General features: G+C 63.2%; 16 protein-coding genes. 4 read left to right on the top strand and 12 right to left on the bottom strand.

All coding sequences use genetic code 11. The features are described from left to right. Position 1 precedes the first annotated feature (1 nt). The 7 genes from BLQ09_RS00500 to BLQ09_RS00470 all read right to left on the bottom strand — a co-directional run bounded on the left by BLQ09_RS00500 (position 2) and on the right by BLQ09_RS00470 (position 8,537). A complete protein-coding gene (locus tag BLQ09_RS00500) occupies positions 2-862 on the bottom strand; it encodes a branched-chain amino acid ABC transporter permease (RefSeq protein ID WP_027606166.1) in 861 nt (286 codons plus the stop codon). Between the two features lie 67 nt (positions 863-929). Continuing rightward, positions 930-2,132 (bottom strand): ABC transporter substrate-binding protein, encoded by a 1,203-nt coding sequence (locus BLQ09_RS00495; protein ID WP_027606167.1) that lies wholly within the window; start codon positions 2,130-2,132, stop codon positions 930-932. Positions 2,133-2,255: 123 nt separating this feature from the next. Beyond that, a complete protein-coding gene (locus BLQ09_RS00490; protein WP_027606168.1) occupies positions 2,256-3,026 on the bottom strand; it encodes a FadR/GntR family transcriptional regulator in 771 nt (256 codons plus the stop codon). Positions 3,027-3,133: 107 nt separating this feature from the next. Further along, on the bottom strand, positions 3,134-3,883 hold the full coding sequence (locus BLQ09_RS00485; RefSeq protein ID WP_027606169.1) for an alpha/beta fold hydrolase: 750 nt from the start codon (positions 3,881-3,883) through the stop codon (positions 3,134-3,136). A 107-nt stretch (positions 3,884-3,990) separates the two neighbouring features. Beyond that, positions 3,991-5,403, bottom strand: a complete 1,413-nt coding sequence (locus BLQ09_RS00480; protein WP_027606170.1) for an efflux transporter outer membrane subunit — start codon at positions 5,401-5,403, stop codon at positions 3,991-3,993. Next, positions 5,396-7,366 (bottom strand): MacB family efflux pump subunit, encoded by a 1,971-nt coding sequence (locus BLQ09_RS00475; protein WP_027606171.1) that lies wholly within the window; start codon positions 7,364-7,366, stop codon positions 5,396-5,398. The genes BLQ09_RS00480 and BLQ09_RS00475 overlap by 8 nt, the downstream gene beginning before the upstream one ends. 1 nt (position 7,367) lies before the next feature. Next, the gene (locus BLQ09_RS00470; RefSeq protein ID WP_027606172.1) at positions 7,368-8,537 is read right to left on the bottom strand and encodes an efflux RND transporter periplasmic adaptor subunit; all 1,170 of its coding nucleotides are present in this window, start codon (positions 8,535-8,537) and stop codon (positions 7,368-7,370) included. A gap of 191 nt (positions 8,538-8,728) precedes the next feature. Here BLQ09_RS00470 and BLQ09_RS00465 point away from each other — a divergent pair, with 191 nt between their 5' ends. The 4 genes from BLQ09_RS00465 to BLQ09_RS00450 all read left to right on the top strand — a co-directional run bounded on the left by BLQ09_RS00465 (position 8,729) and on the right by BLQ09_RS00450 (position 12,851). Beyond that, entirely contained in the window at positions 8,729-9,277 is a 549-nt protein-coding gene (locus BLQ09_RS00465; protein WP_223841646.1) for a sigma-70 family RNA polymerase sigma factor, read from the top strand. 119 nt (positions 9,278-9,396) lie between these two features. After that, complete coding sequence (locus BLQ09_RS00460) at positions 9,397-10,734, top strand: lysine N(6)-hydroxylase/L-ornithine N(5)-oxygenase family protein (protein ID WP_027606174.1); 1,338 nt, start codon at positions 9,397-9,399, stop codon at positions 10,732-10,734. A gap of 66 nt (positions 10,735-10,800) precedes the next feature. Beyond that, the gene (locus tag BLQ09_RS00455; protein ID WP_092354653.1) at positions 10,801-12,021 is read left to right on the top strand and encodes a putative DNA modification/repair radical SAM protein; all 1,221 of its coding nucleotides are present in this window, start codon (positions 10,801-10,803) and stop codon (positions 12,019-12,021) included. Beyond that, positions 12,018-12,851: a TIGR03915 family putative DNA repair protein gene (locus BLQ09_RS00450; protein ID WP_027606176.1), complete on the top strand. Its 834-nt coding sequence runs from the start codon at positions 12,018-12,020 to the stop codon at positions 12,849-12,851. Before BLQ09_RS00455 ends, BLQ09_RS00450 begins: the two co-directional genes overlap by 4 nt. 52 nt (positions 12,852-12,903) lie before the next feature. Here the strand turns inward: BLQ09_RS00450 and BLQ09_RS00445 are convergent, their stop codons facing one another. From BLQ09_RS00445 to BLQ09_RS00425, 5 genes are all read right to left on the bottom strand, one after another. Beyond that, positions 12,904-13,401, bottom strand: coding sequence for an Lrp/AsnC family transcriptional regulator (locus tag BLQ09_RS00445; RefSeq protein WP_053138651.1), 498 nt, complete (start codon positions 13,399-13,401; stop codon positions 12,904-12,906). Positions 13,402-13,406: 5 nt separating this feature from the next. Beyond that, complete coding sequence (locus BLQ09_RS00440) at positions 13,407-14,237, bottom strand: ABC transporter ATP-binding protein (RefSeq protein ID WP_027606178.1); 831 nt, start codon at positions 14,235-14,237, stop codon at positions 13,407-13,409. A gap of 3 nt (positions 14,238-14,240) precedes the next feature. After that, positions 14,241-14,954, bottom strand: a complete 714-nt coding sequence (locus BLQ09_RS00435; RefSeq protein WP_027606179.1) for an ABC transporter permease — start codon at positions 14,952-14,954, stop codon at positions 14,241-14,243. Continuing rightward, on the bottom strand, positions 14,951-15,652 hold the full coding sequence (locus BLQ09_RS00430) for an ABC transporter permease (protein ID WP_027606180.1): 702 nt from the start codon (positions 15,650-15,652) through the stop codon (positions 14,951-14,953). Before BLQ09_RS00430 ends, BLQ09_RS00435 begins: the two co-directional genes overlap by 4 nt. A 137-nt stretch (positions 15,653-15,789) precedes the next feature. Next, positions 15,790-16,569 carry an ABC transporter substrate-binding protein gene (locus tag BLQ09_RS00425; RefSeq protein WP_027606181.1) on the bottom strand — a complete coding sequence of 260 codons (780 nt, stop codon included), beginning with the start codon at positions 16,567-16,569 and terminating at the stop codon, positions 15,790-15,792. Positions 16,570-16,674 lie beyond the last annotated feature (105 nt).

The following is a 16,674-nucleotide window of genomic DNA, read 5'->3' as shown; positions in this document are numbered from 1 at the left end:
GTCAGGCTCTCCCAAACAGGCCGTAAGGCCGCACCAGAATCACCACGGCCATGGCGCCGTAGATCATCAGGCTCGCGCCTTGGGGCCAGAGTGTGGTCATCAGGCTTTGCACCACGCCGACCAGCAAACCGCCGACCAACGCACCGCTGAACGAGCCCATGCCGCCGATCACCACCACCACGAAGGCGATGCCGAGAATCTCCGGGCCAACGAACGGCTGCGCACCGCGCAACGGCGCGAACAGCACCCCGGCCATGCCGGCCAGGGCCACGCCGAGGGCGAAGGTCATGGAGAACAGGCGGAAGATATTCGTGCCGAGCAGCGACACGGTCTCGGTGCTTTCACTGCCGGCGCGCACCAGGGCGCCGAAGCGCGTGCGCTCCAGCAGCAGCCACAGGCCCAGGCCCACCAGCCCGGAAAACACGATGAGGAACAGGCGGTAGTAGGGGTAGACGAAATCACCCACCACCAGCACGCCGCGCAGCAGTTCCGGCACGGCGACGCTTTTGCCCACCGGGCCCCAGATCATCACGCTGGCTTCCTGGATGATCAGCGCGATGCCCAGGGTGACCAGGATCTGGAACATGTGCGGCAAGTGATAGATCCGCTGGATCAACAGCCGCTCGATCACCCAGGCCAATACGGCCACCACCAGCGGCGCAATCAGCAGCGCCAGCCAGAAGTTGCCGGTGAGGCTCACGGCGGTGTAGCAGATGTAGGCGCCCAGCAGGAAGAACGCGCCGTGGGCGAAGTTGACGAAGTTGAGCAGGCCGAAAATGATCGTCAGCCCGACCGCGATCAGGAAGTAGATCATTCCCAATCCAAGGCCGTTGAGTATCTGGAACAGGTAAAGATTAAGCATGCAGAAACCCTCGAACAGGTGGCCGCCGGGGCGGCCCTGCCGTGTACAACGGTGGTGTTTTAGCGGATCAGGCGAGCGTGCAGCCCGTGGCTTCCACCGGCGGGAATGACTGGCCGGCGCTGAGCACCTTGGCCAGGTCATCCTTGTCGGCCATCTCGCCGGCGGCCTTGCCGACCAGCAGGTAGTAGTCCTTGATCACCTGGTGGTCGCCGGCGCGGATCGACTCCTTGCCGGTGGGGCCTTCGAAACTCAGGCCCTGCATGGCCTTGGCCACGGTCGGCCCGTCGAAGCTGCCGGTGGCGATGATGGTGTCGAGCATGACTTTGGTGCTGATGTAGTCGGCGGCCAGCGGGTAGGTGGGGTTGATGCCGTACTTGGCCTGGGTCAGCTTGACCAGCTCGCGGTTGAGCGGGGTGTCGACCTGATGCCAGTACTGCGCGCCGAGGTACACGCCGTCGAGGATATCGCTGCCCAGTTCCTGGAACTGGTCGAGGCCGGCGGACCACACCAGCAGCACTTTCATGCGTTCCTTGATGCCGAAGTTCACCGCCTGGCGCAGGGTGTTGGACGACTGGCTGCCAAAGTTGAGCAACACCAGCACATCCGGCTTGGTGGAAATGGCATTGGTCAGGTAGCCGGAGAATTCCTGCTCCTGCAGCGAGTGGTAGCTGTTGCCGACATGCTCCAGGCCATGTTCCTTGAGCACGTTTCTGGCGCCTTCGAGCAGCGCTTCGCCGAACACATATTGCGGCGTGATGGTGTACCAGCGCTTGGCATCCGGCAGCAGCTTGATCAGCGGCACCATGGTTTCGCGGATCGCGCCGTAGGTGGGCACCGACCAGCGAAACGTGGCGTGGTTGCAGTCTTTGCCGGTGACTTCATCGGCACCCACCGGGGTCATGAATACACCGCCAACCTTGTCGACTTCCTTGGCCACCGCGAGTGCCGACGACGACAGCGTACAGCCCTGGAAGAACCGCGCGCCGTCCTGCTGGATCGCCTCCTGCACCTTGCGCACGGCCTTGCCGGCGTTGCCCTCGGTGTCGATGACCTTGTAGTTCAAGGGGCGGCCCAGCAGCTCGGTGTGTTGTGCCACCGCCAGGCGCGAACCCATGTCGGCAAACTTGCCATAGCTGGCAAAGGCGCCGGACATGGACTTGAGGCCGTAAAAGGTAAAGGGCTCGGCGGCGAATGCGGACCGTACGCTCAGCGGAAGACTGAGGGCGGCGGCCGCGGTAAGACTGGCTTTCAATAACGTACGACGCTGCATGGGGTGACTCCCTGGTTTAGTTATTGGCAGGAGTAGCAAGGGCGATACGGTGGAGCAGGGCCTGTGGGCAGGCCTGTTATTGGGGTAACGCAGTGAATGCAGTCAACTGTGGGCGGGGTGTTTTCAGTGGTTGTGGTCGAACTCCAGTAGAAAGTGCGGGCTGACCTGGCCTTCCAGCGCGGTCATATGGTGTTCGGCGTCGCACATATGTTCATGCATCAGGCTGCGTACCGCGCCTTCATCCCCGGCGCGAAAGGCGTTCAGCAGTTGCTTGTGATAGTCGAGGTTGGCCGCGTCGAACTGCTTGCGCTTGGGCTTGTAGGCTTTTTTCAGTACCACCAGGTCGCGCAGCAGGTCGTTGAGAAATTGCGCCATAAAGCTCAGCAACGGGTTGGGGCAGGCCTTGGCCAGCAGGTTGTGGAACTCCAGTTCCGCCAGGCGTTGCTCGCGCTGGCCGGCTTCGCTGTCTTCGGGGGCGCTGCAGAAATCCACGTTGTCCTGCAATGCCCGGTAGTCGTCCTCACTCAGGCGCCCGAGCACCGACACCGCCAGTTCCACTTCGATGACCTTGCGCAACTGGTACACCTGCTCGCCGTCCAGGTGCTGGAAGTGCAGGTAGTTACGCAGCGCGCGGCTGGCGGGCTCCGTGCCGGCCTGGTTCAGGTAGGCACCGCCGCTGGGGCCGGTGCGCGTACTCACCAGCCCCTCGACCTCCAGGGCCTTGAGCGCTTCACGGGCCGAGCCCTTGGAGCACTGGAAGCTCTCCATCAGCTCACGCTCGGTGGGCAGGCGGTCGCCGGGCTTCAAGGCATCGGTGACGATGGAGCGCTTGACCGACTCGACAATCACGTCGGACAGCTTCTGGCGTTTGCGGCGTAGCGGGCGAGTCAGCATGGGTTCGATTTATCGTATTAATGCGGATAAATAGCACTTAATAACGATTGCGACGGAGCGTCAACGCAGGGTGTCGTTTTCGGCGGCAACAGGTCGTAAACGACGCGCTACTGCCTGCCTGCCACGTCAAGGCAGCGAGTCGACGGTGGCGGCTGTTTGCCATAGGCGAGGAAGTCACCCACCCATCGGTTGATACAGCCGCCGGCGTCCGGTTTGGCGGGCTCCTTGAGGCGCAGTTGTTCGACCCCAAGCCTACCCGCCATGGTGTGTTCGGCGTTGACCAGCACCATGCGTGCGACGCGCTCGGGAAACACTGCGGCATAGCGGCTGCCCAGGCGCGTGGCGAGGGTGTCCCCCAGGTAATGCAGTTGGGCGTCGCCCAACTGGGCGCGTACGTACTCCATATCCCGTACGGCCTGTTCGACGCCATGCTCCTGAGTGAGGTCGCGGGGGCTGAGTTCGATCATGTCGTAGCGGTTGAGCAGCGTGCGATAGGCTTGTGTGGAATACGTGTCCCAGCGGCTGGCGAGGTGAATGGCGAAGGTGCTTCCGTAGTTTTTTTGCGCGGTGTCGCCGGCCTGGGTGAAGACCACGCCTTTGCGGTTCAGGGGATCGCGGGCGCCGACACGGGTCAGGTAGAGGCGCTGGTGGCCTTGCCAGGGGGCGGCATGGTTGCGCGGGACGGTGACGATGCCGCACTGGGTGCGCGACAGCACCTCGGGGTCAAGCCGTTCGGTGGTGGGGAGGGGGCAATCGAGCAGCCAATCAATGGCGGTGGGTTTGATCAGTGGCTCTGCCTGGCCAAGGTTTGCCATCAACCAGAGACAGCCGCACGCGAGGTATTTTGCAACATTCATCAGTGTTCCCTGGCAGCCGTGTGATAGCGGCATTTTTTACCAAGGAACCTGAGTCGAAGAATGTAGGGGCGGTAGACGACTTATGTACGAAACTGGAGTTTCGTTTATCAGATGCTGGTTTTCCAACCGCCGCCCAATGCCTTGTACAGCGCAATGCTGGCCTGCAGGCGTGACAGTCGCAATTGCACGTTCAAGTCCTGGGCGGCATACAGGGTGCGCTGGGTTTCCAGTACCGTCAGCAAGTCCTCGGCACCCGCCTGGTAGCGGCTTTCGGCGATCCGGAAGGCGGTTTGGGCCTGTTGCAGTTCTTCCGTTTGCCAGTGGCGCTGCTGGTCCAGGCGCGTGATGCTGCTGAGGGCTTTTTCCACATCGGCAAAACCGTTGATGATCGCGCCGCGGTAGGTTTGCAACAGCTCATCCTGGCGCGCGCGGGCCTTGTCGCGCTCGGCGCTTAAACGACCGTTGTTGAAGATCGGCCCGACCAGGCCGGCCGTCAGCGTGTAGTAGGGGCTGCGCAGGACGTCCACGGCCTTGTAGGCATCGGAGCCGAGTGTGGCGCCGAGGGTCAGGGCCGGCAGCATGGCGGCGCGGGCCACGGTGACGTCCGCCTGGGCCGCCGCCAGTTCGGCCTCGGCCTTGGCAATGTCCGGCCGGCGGCTGAGCAACTGGCTGGGCAGGCCGGCGCCGATGGCTGGCCAGGTCAGGTCCTGGAAGGGTTCGGTGCCCAGCTCCAGGGCCTGGACCGGTTGGCCGAGGAGGGCGGCAAGGGTGATCTGGGATTCTTCGGCCAGTTGTTGAATCAACGGCAGCTGGCGTTGCTGGCTGGCCACCAGGCTTTTCTGCTGGGCCAGTTCCAGGGCCGTGGCGGAGCCTGCGTCGTAACGGGTCTGCACCAGCTCGAGGACGTTACGCGCATTGGCCAGGTTCAACTCGGCGATCTGCTGGCGCTCGCGCGCCGCGAGGGTTTGCGCGTAGCGGTCGGCGACGTTGCTGAGCAAGGTCAGCTCCACGGTCGCCTGGTCGAACTCGCTGGCGCGCAGGCTGTGCAGGGCACTGTCACGGGCAGCGGCGCGGCCACCCCAGAAATCCACTTCGTAGCTGGCGGTGAAGTTGGCGCCGAAATTATCGACGGCGTCATCGCTTTGTGAGGCGTCAAGGTCCGGCCCGCCCGCGCCGTGCAACAACTTCTGGTGGCTGGCGGCAAGGTTGAACTTCACCTCGGGCAACAGTGGCGCCCCGGCAATCACCGCCGTGGCCTGGGCCTGGCGCACGCGGGCCATGGCGGCGGCCACGTCGAAGCTGTCACGCCGGGCCTGGTCGACCAGGCGGTTCAACTGCGGGCTGCCGAACTGCGTCCACCAGCGCTGGTTGGTGGCCCGGGCGGCGTCGCGTTCGGCAAACTGCCAGGCAGCCGGCGGCGCAATAGCGCTGTCCACGGCGTGCGGGTCACCGGCGCAGGCCGTGAGCAGCAGACACAGGCCAAGTGCGGGCAGGTATGGGGGAATGGATCGTTTACTCACTGGTCAACGCCTTAACCGGATCGAGCCGGGCAGCTTTACGGGCCGGCATGAAGCCGAATACGACGCCGGTGACCAGTGCGCAACCGAATGCGCCAAGCACCGCCACCAGGGAAAACTGCACCGCCACCTTGGCCAGCACCAGCACGCCACCCACCAGCAGGGCCAGGGCAATGCCGCACAGGCCGCCGACCACCGACAGCATCACCGCCTCGGTCAGGAACTGGCGCAGGATGTCGCGCTGGCGCGCGCCGGTGGCCATGCGAATGCCGATCTCGCGGGTGCGTTCGCGCACGGTCATCAGCATGATGTTCATCACGCCAATGCCGCCCACCAGCAGGGAAATCGCGGCAATCGAACCGAGCATCAACGACAGGGTGTTCTGGGTGCGCGCCTCGGCCTGGATCATCGCCGCGTTGTTGGTCAACTCGTAGTCGCGCTTGCCGTTGTGCAGCTTTTGCATCAACTGATCGATGGCCACTTCGGCCTCGTGGACCTTGCGCGCATCGGCGGCGGCAATCACCACGTATTCGGGGTTGTAGCTGCCGAACAGGCGCACGCTGGCGGCGGAGTAGGGGATGGCGATACGGTCATCACTGTCTTTGTTGCCGGAGCTGGCGCCTTTCTCCGCCAGCACGCCGATCACCTGGAATGGTACGTTTTCGATCAGGATGTATTGCCCGATGGGGTCGACCTCTCCCTTGAACAGCTTTTCCCGCACGCGATGACCGATCACGGCCACGGTGGCAGCCGCACGCTCGTCGGCCGGCGTGAAGTAACTGCCCTCGACCACCGGCCAATTGAAAATGTCCGGGAAATTGGTGTCATTGCCGCCCACATAGGCCATGTAGTCGACGTTGCCATAGCGCACGCCGGCTTCGGTGCCGTTGACCGGCATGATGCGCTTGATCTGGGGCAGCGCCGCCAGCGCCGCGACGTCGTTGAGGGTAACGATACCCAGCGGCGTGCGCGGGTTGGGCGATGAGCCGCTGAGGTAGAGGATGTTGGAGCCGAACGCGCCCATCTGCGCCATGACCTGGCGTTTGCTGCCTTCGCCCACGGCCAGCATCACCACCACCGAGGCCACGCCGATGATGATCCCCAGCAGGGTCAGCGCGGTGCGAAAACGGTTGATCCACATCACCCGCCAGGCGGCCTGGACCGCGTCCAGCAATTCGGCTTTCCACGCGCCATTGTGTTCGGCGCCGTCGGCCAGGCGCTGGCGCAGGTCCACGGCTTGCAGCGCGCCGCGGGTGGCGGGTGGGGGCGCGGCGTTGTCATCGGCCGAGTCACTGATGATCAGGCCATCGCGAATCTCGATGATGCGGTTGGCCCGCGCCGCCACTTCGCGGTCGTGGGTGATCAGGATCACCACATGGCCCTGGCTGGCCAGTTCGTCCAGCAGGCTCATCACCTCGGCACCGCTGTGGCTGTCGAGGGCACCGGTGGGTTCATCGGCAAGGATGATGTGCCCGCCGTTCATCAGCGCCCGAGCGATCGAGACACGCTGTTGCTGGCCGCCGGACAGCTGGTGCGGACGGTTGCCGGTGCGCTCGGCCAGGCCGAGGCGCGTGAGCAGGGCGTGGGCGCGGGCATGGCGTTCGGCGGCGCTGATGCCGGCGTAGATCGCCGGCATCTCGACGTTCTCCTGGGCCGAGCCCGAGGGGATCAAATGGTAGCCCTGGAACACGAAGCCAAAGGCCTCGCGGCGCAGCCAGGCCAATTCGTCGCTGTCCAGGTGGGCGACGTTTTCCCCCGCGAACAGGTACTCGCCCAGGCTTGGGCGGTCGAGGCAACCGAGGATATTCATCAACGTGGACTTGCCGGAACCGGAAGCCCCGACGATGGCGACGAATTCCCCGGCATGGATCGACAGGTCGATGCCGCGCAACACGTCGACCTGCGGGCTGTCGCCACCGCCGTAGGATTTGCGGATGTTCTTGAGTTCGATCAGGGGCGTGGTCACCTCAACCCCCGTTGCCGTCGGCCGGGCCGATCAGCAGGTGATCGCCTTCGTGCAGGCCGTCGAGCACTTCGACCCGCAGGCGATCGCTGATACCCAGGCGGACTTCACGTTCTTCGATGCGGCCGTTGGTGGCGACCACGCGGGCGATCTGCTTGTCGGCACTGGAGGTGCCCAGCAGTGCGGCCACCGGTGCGGTGAGGACATCCTTGACCTGGCTGGCGACGAAAAATACCTGGGCGGTCATTTCGGCCATCAACGCGTTGTCGCTGTTGTCCACGTCCAGCAGCACGGTGTACAGCACCACGCGCCCGCTGCCGCTCTTGCTGGAACTGTTGGGGCTACCGCTGCCCTGGGTTTCATTCAGCGGCTTGGGCGGGATCGGCAGGATCTGCCGCACGGTACTGGTCCAGCGCCGGCTGCCGCCGCTGAGGGTGGTGAAGTAGGCGGTCATGCCCGGTTTGACGTGGCCGATGTCGGCTTCCGAGACTTCCGCCCACACGGTCATCGGCGACAACTTGGCGATCCGCAGGATCAGCGGCGTCTGCTGCTGGGCATTGAGGGTCTGGCCGACCCGCGCGTCCACCGCGACCACGGTGCCGGTCATCGGTGCGTAGATGCGCGTATAGCCCAGTTCCGCTTCATCGCTGCGCAGGCTGGCCTGGGCCTGGAGAATCTGCGCCTGGAACATGTCCATCCGGGCCTGGGTGGCGCTCAGTTCGGCCTTGGCGGTTTGCACGTCTTCCTCGCGGGTGGCGTTGCCGGCGGCCAGGCGCTGCTGGCGCTGGTACTTCTGGCGGGCGAGGGCGTGCTGGGCCTTTTGCTCCTGCAACTGGGCCTTGAGGTTTTCGATGGCGTAGCGGCTGGCGTCGAGCTTGGCTTTTTGCGTCGAGGGGTCGATCTCCACCAGCAATTGGCCTTCCTGCACCCGGTCGCCGGCTTCAACGTGGATCTTGCGAATCTGCCCGGACGCCTGGGCGCCCACGTCGACATACCGGCGCGGTTGCAGGGTGCCCAGGGCCGTGACGCTGTTTTCAATAGTGCCGCGGGTGACGGTGACGGTGGTCAGGTTGTCACGCCCCGGCGGCAACACCTGCCAGGCGGCCACGGCGATGATGGGAATCAGGCACGCGATAGCGAGCAAGGCGCGTCGGGCAGGTCGAGGGCGTTTCATGCTTAGGTTCCAGCCGGGAAAGTTCGGAGCGCAGTTGCGCAGAGCTGACAGTTAAACGAGAGAATTGCCCGAGGATTTAGGCTGTTACATAAGTGGTTACAGGTCTTGTGGAGAAAAAAAACGGCCTGTAGGTGCAAGTCTTGTTTAAAAGTAGATGAGAATTACTATAAATTGCACCTACCCAAACTGCCATTACTGAATACGCCGTCTTTTTTCGCACTCAAGGATCTGATGCCGCCACCCGGCGGCCGGGAGTCATGTTGGAAAACTACTATCGCGAGCTGGTGTGTTTCCTCAACGCCAAGCTGGGCAACCGTCAGGTGGCCGAGGATGTGGTGCATGACGCTTATGTCCGGGTGCTGGAACGTTCCAGCGAGACGCCCATCGAACAGCCGCGTGCCTTTTTGTATCGCACCGCGCTGAACCTGGTGATCGACGGCCACCGGCGCAATGCCCTGCGCCAGGTCGAACCCCTGGAGGTGCTCGACAGCGAGGAGCGCTTTGCCGCCTGTTCGCCCCATGCCACCCACGACTACGGCCAACGCCTGGCCTTGCTCGAACGCGCCCTGGCCGAGCTGCCGGCGGCCTGTCGCGACAGCTTCCTGCTGCGCAAACTCGAGGGTCTGAGCCACCTGCAAATCGCCGAGCGCCTGGGTATTTCCCGCGCTCTGGTGGAAAAACACATCGTCAACGCCATGAAGCACTGCCGGGTGCGGATGCGCGAGTGGGACGCGCACTGATCACTGTTCGGTTAAATTTTTTTTCACTGTCCTCGTTTCCTATCAACACATGACCTGTTGTGCAGGTCTCGAAGGTATTCCCGCCCCACCGCCAAGGGGCTTATCCAGAGGACACTGGAATGACACAGGCAATTGCTTCGCCCGCGGTTCACGACCTGATCGGTATCGGTTTCGGCCCTTCGAACCTGGCGCTGGCCATCGCCCTGCAGGAGCGCGAAAAGGCCCAGGGCAAACTGGACGTACTGTTTCTCGACAAACAGGCCGATTACCGCTGGCACGGCAATACCCTGGTGACCCAGAGCGAATTGCAGATTTCGTTCCTCAAGGACCTGGTGACCCTGCGCAACCCCACCAGCCCGTACTCCTTCGTCAATTACCTGAAAGCCCACGGCCGCCTGGTGGACTTCATCAACCTGGGCACCTTCTACCCGTGCCGCATGGAGTTCAACGACTACCTGCGCTGGGTCGCGGGGCAGTTCCAGGCCCAGGCCCGCTACGGCGAGGAAGTACTGGCCATCGAGCCGATCCTGCACCAGCAACAGGTCGAGGCATTGCGCGTGATCTCCCGCGACGCCCTGGGCGAGCAGCATGTGCGCACCACCCGTTCGGTGGTGGTCAGCGCCGGCGGCACGCCGCGCATTCCCGAAACTTTCAAGGCCCTCAAGGGCGACAGCCGGGTGTTCCACCATTCCCAGTACCTGGAGCGCATGGCCACCCAGCCTTGCGTGGACGGCAAGGCGATGCGCATCGCAATCATCGGTGGTGGCCAGAGCGCGGCCGAAGCCTTTATCGACCTGAACGACAGCTTCCCATCGGTACAGGTCGACATGATCCTGCGCGGTTCGGCACTCAAGCCTGCCGATGACAGCCCGTTCGTCAACGAAGTGTTCTCGCCGGCCTTCACCGACCTGGTGTTCCAGCAAGTCGGTGCCGAGCGCGAGCGCCTGGTCGCCGAGTACCAGAACACCAACTATTCGGTGGTCGACCTCGACCTGATCGAGCGCATCTACGGGATTTTCTACCGCCAGAAAGTCTCCGGTATCGCCCGCCAGGCCTTCCGCACCATGACCGTGGTCGAGAAGGCCACCCCCGGCCCCCTGGGCATCGAACTGGCCCTGCGCAACAACGCCAGCGGCGAAACCAGCGTCAACCATTACGACGCGGTGATCCTCGCCACCGGCTACGAGCGCGAGACCCACCGCGCATTGCTGGCGCCGCTGGAGGAGTACCTGGGTGATTTTGAAGTGGCGCGCGACTACCGCATCGTCACCGACGAGCGCTGCAAGGCCGGCGTCTACATCCAGGGCTTCAGCCAGGCCAGCCATGGCTTGAGCGATACGTTGCTGTCGGTACTGCCGATTCGCGCGGATGAGATTGCGGCGTCGCTGTTTGAAAATGACCGTAGCCGTGGCAAGGGGCGTTCGGTGCAGGATCTGCTCCTCGCCACCGCCAGCTGACAGGCTGCACTTGTGACACGGGGGGCTGGCTGATACTGTACAAAAAACCAGTATCGGTAAGCCTCCATGCAGTTGATCGAAAAACTCAGCATCCTCGCCGACGCCGCCAAGTACGACGCCTCCTGCGCCAGCAGCGGCGCGCCCAAGCGCAGTTCGGAAGGCAAGGCAGGGCTGGGCTCCACCGATGGCATGGGCATCTGCCACAGCTACACGCCGGACGGTCGCTGCGTATCCTTGCTCAAGGTGTTGCTCACCAACTTCTGCCTCTACGACTGCCAATACTGCGTCAACCGCCGCTCCAGTGACGTGCCCCGTGCACGCTTCAGCCCGGAGGAGGTGGTCACCCTGACCCTGGATTTCTACAAGCGCAACTGCGTCAGCGGGCTGTTCCTCAGCTCCGGCATCATTCGTTCGGCCGACTACACCATGGAGCAATTGGTGCGGGTGGCCAAACTGCTGCGCGAAGAGCATGACTTTCGCGGTTACATCCACCTCAAGACCATCCCCGAGGCCGACCCGGCGCTGATTGCCGAGGCCGGGCGCTACGCCGATCGCCTCAGCGTGAATATCGAACTGCCCACCGATGCCAGCCTGCAAACCCTGGCGCCGGAAAAGCAGATCGTCTCGATCAAGCAGGCCATGCAGACCATCTACACCGGCGAGCAGACGGTCCTGAACGAACCCCGTGCACCGCGTTTCGCCCCGGCCGGGCAGAGTACCCAGATGATCGTCGGCGCCGACGAGACCGACGACAGCACCATCCTCCACAGTGCCGAGGCGCTGTATGGCAACTTCAAGCTGCGCCGCGTGTATTACTCGGCCTTCAGCCCCATCCCCAACAGCCCGAAAAGCGTGCCCCTGGCCGCGCCGCCGTTGATGCGCGAGCATCGCTTGTACCAGGCGGATTTCCTGCTGCGCAGCTACGGCTTCAGTGCCAACGAATTGTTCGAAGGCCCCGGCCACCTGGCCCTGGACATCGACCCCAAGCTGGCCTGGGCCCTGGAGCACCGCGAGGTATTCCCCCTGGACCTGAATCGCGCCGAGCCGACCTTGATCGCCCGCATCCCAGGGATCGGCCTGCGCACCACCCAGCGCCTGGTGGACCTGCGCCGCGAACGCAAGATCCGCTTTGAAGACCTGGCCCGCATGCGCTGTGTGCTGGCCAAGGCCAAGCCATTCTTCATCACCAGTGACTACCATTCGCAGCAGGCGGACAGCACCAGCGTGCTGCTGCGCGAGCAACTGCGCGACCGCCCGCAGCCGCAGCAGATGGGGCTGTGGGGATGATCAGCCTGGAATGCGACAACCTTTTCAGCACCTGGCGCGAACAGGCGCGCTGGCTGCTCAGCCATCAGGTCGACCCCAGCCAGGTCAGCTGGGGCGAGGTGCAGGCGGCGGACCTGTTTGCCACCGATGAGCCGATCCCCGCGGGCTTGGGGCCGTTCCAGGCGCGTGTTCCCAAGGCGCTGCTGGAGCTGTTGGAGTCAGCCGCCTGTTACCAAGGCGACCAGCGTTGGAGCCTGTTGTACGAAGTGCTCTGGCGCGTCAGCCATGGCGACCGCACCGCGATGCTGGCGGGGGATAAACTCGGCACTGAATTGCAGCGACGCATCAAGCAGGTGAGTCGTGAGGCCCATCACCTGCATGCGTTTGTGCGCTTTATCGCCCTGCCGGCAGAAGCAGGGCCCGAGTTGCCGGAGTACGTGGCCTGGCATGAACCGGCCCATGACATCCTCAAATCGGCCAGCCAGCATTTTGTGGGGCGCATGGGGCGCCATCGCTGGATGATAGCCACGCCGTTGGACGGGGTTTATTACGATGGCGAACAGCTGATTCATCAACGCCAATGCCCTGAGGCCTGGCAGCAGCTGGCGCAGAACGTCGAGGATCCCCACAGTGCGATGTGGCTGACGTACTACAGCCACATTTTCAACCCGGCGCGATTGAACCCCAAGGTGATGGAGGGGCACTTGCCGAGTCGGTTCTGGAAGAATCTGCCGGAGGGCAGGTTGATCCCGGGGTTGATCAGCGAGGCGCGTACGGGGAAGCAGAAGGATGGGCAGGCGAAGATGATTGGCACCAAGCTCGGCAAGCGTATTTCAAGCGGGCGCGGTTAAAAATCTGGGAGGGGCAAACCCCTCCCACATTGGATTTCCAGTGTTTGAGGATCTAGGCCAGTTCGATGGCGGTATTTTTCACCACCGCTAACTCCGGATGCGCCACCAACTTATCGATGTGCAGCTCATCATTGTTCAGCCAGATCTCCGATACCACCCGGTAGTGCTCCATGTCCCGGCAACGCATGCGCAGGCTGTAGTCGAACGGCCCGCTGATCAACTGGCATTCGAACACCTGGGGGCACGCCTTCATACAGGCTTCGAAGGCCTTTTGCGCCGAGCGCCCGCTCTGGTTGGACAAGGCCACCAGCACCAGCAGCGACAGCCCGGGCGAGACCATCTGCACATCGATGATCGCGCCGTACCCGCGAATCACCCCGCGTCGCTCCAGCTTGCGCACCCGCTCCAGGCAGGGCCTGGGGGTGAGGTGCACCAGTGACGAGAGCTTTTCATAGGTGATACGCCCCTGGTGGCGCAGCACTTCGATGATCGCCTCATCGATGCGATCCAGCGCAGGGGAGGTATGGGGTCCGTTGGCCTTGGTATCCATGGGTTTCACTTCAAACGGTTGGAAAGAAATTGCTGCAAGCGCTCGCTGTTGGGGTGGTCGAGGATCTCGGCGCCGCCTTGTTCCTCGACTCGGCCTTGATGCAGGAACAGCACTTGGCTGGACACCTGGCGGGCAAAGCCCATTTCGTGGGTGACCATCAGCATGGTACGACCTTCCTCAGCTAACGTCTGTATGACTTTGAGGACTTCTCCTACAAGTTCGGGGTCGAGGGCGGAGGTGGGTTCATCGAACAGAATGATTTCCGGCTCCATCGCCAGGGCCCGCGCGATGGCCACGCGCTGTTGCTGGCCGCCGGACAGGAACGCCGGGTACTGATCGGCCACGCGGCCCGGCAGGCCGACCTTGTCGAGGTACATGCGCGCGCGTTTTTCCGCTTCGGCGGCACTTACCCCCAGCACCCGGCGCGGGGCCATGGTGATGTTTTCCAGCACGGTCATGTGGCTCCACAGGTTGAAGTGCTGGAACACCATGGCCAGGCGCGTGCGCAGGTTCTGCAATTGTTCCTGGTGCGGCGCGCGGGCGCCGGCGCGGCCCTGGCGCATTTCGATGCTGATGCCGTCCAGGGTGATGACGCCGGCGTCCGGCTGTTCGAGAAAGTTGATGCAGCGCAGCATCGTGCTTTTGCCCGAGCCGCTGGCGCCGATCAGGCTGATCACGTCGCCGTGGCGTGCGTTGAGGGACACACCCTTGAGCACTTCGTGTTCGCCGTAGCGTTTATGGATGCCCTCGACCTGCAGCTTGACGGCAGCAGTTGCCGCCTGGGTAACGGGTACATCGACAGGATAAGTGGCCAGGGCCTGCGCGGACTGATTCATGGGTTAGCCTCGGGTAGGAACAAGAAAACGCATCCAGCGACGTTCGGCCAGTCGGAACAGGCCCACCAGTGCAAAGGACAGCAGCATGTAGAGCAGGGCGGCGATGCCGAAGGCCTGGAACGTCAGGAACGTCTCGGCATTGGCATCGCGCGCCACCTTGAGGATGTCGGCGACGGTGGCGGTAAACGCCAGCGACGTGGCGTGCAGCATCAGGATCATTTCATTGCTGTAGGCCGGCAGCGCCCGGCGCAGTGCGGCAGGCACCACCACAAACAGGTTGAGGCGCCAGCCGTGCAGGCCATAGGCGCGGGCCGCTTCGAGTTCGCCGTGGGGAATGTTGCGGATCGCCCCGGCGAAGATTTCCACGGTGTAGGCGCAGGTGTTGAGCACAAAGGCCAGCAGGGTGCAGTTGAGGGCATTGCGGAAAAACTGGTTGAGCAGGGCGTTGTCCTGCACCACCTCCAGGCTGTACAGCCCGGTGTAGCAAATCAGCAATTGGATATACAGCGGCGTGCCGCGAAACAGATAGGTGTAGACCTCCACCGGCCAGCGCAGCCAGAAGTGCGCCGACACGCGCGCCAGCGCCAGCGGGATCGAGAGGAAAAACCCCAGCACCACCGAGATAATGAACAGCCACAAGGTCATGGCAACGCCGGACAACCCGGTGCCATCGCTGAACAGGTAGGCCACGCCGTATTGCTGGAACAGTTCGATCATCGCGCCATCCCCTTGATGCCGAGGTTATAGCGCCGTTCGAGGCGCTTGAAGATGCGGTTGGAGAGGGTGGTGATCACCAGGTACACCAGGCCTGCGAGGATCAGGAAGTACAACGGCTCGTTGGTGGTCTTGCCGGCGTTCTGCGCGGCCTTGACCAGGTCCGACAGGCCAATGATCGACACCAGCGCCGTGGACTTGAGCAGCACCAGCCAGTTATTGCCCAGGCCCGGCAGGGCAAAGCGCATCAGCTGCGGGAACAGCACCAGGTGAAAACGCTGCCAGCGGCTCAGGCCGTAGGCGGTGGCGGCTTCGAGTTGGCCGACCGGCACACTGAGGATCGCACCGCGAAAGTTCTCGGTGAAATACGCGCCGTAGATAAACCCCAGGGTGATGACCCCGGCGGTAAACGGGTCGATTTCAAAGTAGTCCCAGCCGAACACTTCGCTCAGGTCGTTGAGCCACAGTTGCAGGCTGTAGAAAATCAGCAGGATCAGCACCAGGTCCGGCACGCTGCGGATCAGCGTGGTGTACAGCGTGGCCGGCACCCGCAGCCATTGGGCGCTGGACAGTTTTGCGCCGGCGGCGATCAGGCCCAGGGCGAGGCTCAGGGCCAGCGCCAGGAGCGCCAGCTTGACCGTCATCCAGGCACCCTGGGCGAGCATCGGGCCGTAGCCTTGCAGGTTGAGGAGTTCGTTCATGGGGAGATCTCTAAAGGGCGCAGACATACCCCTGTGGGAGGGGGCTTGCTCCCGATGAGGGCGTGCCAGTCGACACCTGTATTGACTGACCCGCAGCTATCGGGAGCAAGCCCCTTCCCACAAGGGATTGTGTTGGCTTATTCGTTGTAGATGTCTTGATCGCCGAAGTATTTCTTCTGGATCTGTGCGTAGGTGCCATCGGCCTGGACGGCGGCGATGCCTTTGTTGATCAGCGCACGCAAGTCCTGGTCGTTCTTGCGCAGGCCCATGGCGATGTCCAGGGGCAGGGTCGGGTCCTTGAAGGCCGGGCCGGTCTTGAAGTCGGCGCCTTCAGGCTTGGACAGGAAGTTGAGCTGGGCTTCGAGCTTGTCGGTCAGGGTGGCGTCGAGACGGCCGTTCTGCAGGTCGGCGTAGTTCTGTTCCTGGGACTGGTACGCCTTGATCTGCGCGCCCAGCCTGGCCAGGTGCGCGCGGGCATAGGCTTCCTGCAACGAACCTTGCAGCACGCCGACCTGTTTGCCTTTCAACGATTCCGGGGTGTCGCCGAAGTCGGCGTTTTTGCGCGTGATCACCGACGTGGGGCTGAGGAACAGGCGGTCGGTGAAGTCGATGACTTTCTCGCGCGCCGGGGTCACGGCCATGGACGACATGATCGCGTCGAACTTGCGCGCGCGCAGGGCCGGGATCATGCCGTCGAATTCGTTGTGCACCCAGGTGCATTTGACCTCGAGCTTGGCGCAGATGGCGTTGCCCAATTCGATATCGAAGCCTTGCAGGCTACCGTCGGCGGCCACGGATTCAAACGGGGGGTACTCGGGGAATACGCCGAAGCGGATTTCTTTCCAATCCTGGGCGTGGGCGGCGCTGGCGCACAGTGGCAACAGCAACGCAGCGAAGAGTGATCGCAGTGGAGTCATGTGTCAGTCCCTATATTTTGTAATTGATGTCAGGGCAGTAGAAAGGGTGCAGCGTGCATGCATTCGGTGACTCTTTGGTCGGGCTCAGAATGCTTCATGATGGTG

Source organism: Pseudomonas sp. NFACC25 (genome assembly GCF_900100935.1).
GTDB lineage: Bacteria > Pseudomonadota > Gammaproteobacteria > Pseudomonadales > Pseudomonadaceae > Aquipseudomonas > Aquipseudomonas marginalis.
The sequence above is the reverse complement of the archived record's forward strand: the minus strand, read 5'-3'. Positions and strand labels throughout refer to the sequence as shown.